The sequence below is a fragment of the Exiguobacterium sp. SH5S4 genome (assembly GCF_004337045.1).
GTDB lineage: Bacteria > Bacillota > Bacilli > Exiguobacteriales > Exiguobacteriaceae > Exiguobacterium > Exiguobacterium aurantiacum_A.
On record NZ_SJUQ01000062.1, the window covers coordinates 1 to 1,119 of the forward strand.

Annotated in this window: 6 tRNA genes and 3 rRNA genes; all 9 read right to left on the reverse strand. The window is 49.8% G+C overall.

The window, feature by feature from the left end:
* Positions 1-111 (reverse strand): 16S ribosomal RNA (locus EVJ32_RS15930); the annotation flags it as partial.
* A 104-nt stretch (positions 112-215) separates the two neighbouring features.
* Positions 216-291, reverse strand: a tRNA-Ala gene (locus EVJ32_RS15935).
* An 11-nt stretch (positions 292-302) separates the two neighbouring features.
* Positions 303-379 (reverse strand) — tRNA-Pro (locus EVJ32_RS15940).
* Positions 380-386: 7 nt separating this feature from the next.
* Positions 387-463, reverse strand: a tRNA-Arg gene (locus EVJ32_RS15945).
* Positions 464-494: 31 nt separating this feature from the next.
* A tRNA-Leu gene (locus EVJ32_RS15950) sits at positions 495-581 on the reverse strand.
* A gap of 35 nt (positions 582-616) precedes the next feature.
* Positions 617-692: transfer RNA gene (locus EVJ32_RS15955), tRNA-Thr, on the reverse strand.
* 9 nt (positions 693-701) lie between these two features.
* A tRNA-Val gene (locus EVJ32_RS15960) sits at positions 702-777 on the reverse strand.
* Between the two features lie 9 nt (positions 778-786).
* Positions 787-902 (reverse strand): 5S ribosomal RNA (gene rrf, locus EVJ32_RS15965).
* A gap of 94 nt (positions 903-996) precedes the next feature.
* Positions 997-1,119: ribosomal RNA gene (locus tag EVJ32_RS15970) — 23S ribosomal RNA — on the reverse strand; the annotation flags it as partial.

A 1,119-nucleotide genomic window follows, 5' to 3' on the forward strand; every position in this document is an offset into this window, starting at 1 on the left:
TCATTCCGTCGACTTCCCCCCGAAGGGTTCCGTCGATTTCCTGCGCTCGACTTGCATGTATTAGGCACGCCGCCAGCGTTCGTCCTGAGCCAGGATCAAACTCTCCAAAGAATTTGATATAGCTCTTGAAAATGACGAAGCTTGCGCTTCAATCAAAACTTGTAAAACTTTTTTTGCCTCATCGTTCAGTTTTCAAAGTTCGTCAGTTAAAGAATTGGTGGAGCCTAGCGGGATCGAACCGCTGACCTCCTGCGTGCAAGGCAGGCGCTCTCCCAGCTGAGCTAAGGCCCCAAAAGTTATGATGGTCGGGAAGACAGGATTCGAACCTGCGACCCCTTGGTCCCAAACCAAGTGCTCTACCAAGCTGAGCTACTTCCCGTTATAAATGGTGCACCCTGAGAGATTCGAACTCCCGGCCTTTAGATTCGTAGTCTAACGCTCTATCCAGCTGAGCTAAGGGTGCGAGACGAATGATTCCCAATGGGATATATAGATGGTACCGAGGGCCGGACTTGAACCGGCACGAGGAAACCCTCGCAGGATTTTAAGTCCTGTGCGTCTACCAATTCCGCCACCCCGGCAAGGTATAATTAGTGCGGTAGACTTTTTTAAAAAATGGTGCCGGCGAAAGGATTTGAACCCTCGACCCTCTGATTACAAGTCAGATGCTCTACCAACTGAGCTACACCGGCAGGTGTAAATGGTGGAGGATGACGGGATCGAACCGCCGACCCCCTGCTTGTAAGGCAGGTGCTCTCCCAGCTGAGCTAATCCTCCGATATGTATGCCTGGCAACGTCCTATCCTCACAGGGGGAGACCCCCAACTACTTTCGGCGCTGAAGCGCTTAACTTCCGTGTTCGGCATGGGAACGGGTGTGGCCGCTTCGCTATCGCCACCAGACATATATGAGATTAACATTATCTTTACATAATGTCAAACTTTTTTTGAAAGATTACTCTCTCAAAACTGAAGATTCATCAATACAAACCATTTCTAGATCAAAGCCTCGACCGATTAGTATCATTCAGCTCCACACGTCGCCGTGCTTCCACCCATGACCTATCTACCTCATCGTCTCTGAGGGGTCTTTCTTGATTGCTCAAAGGGAAATCTCATC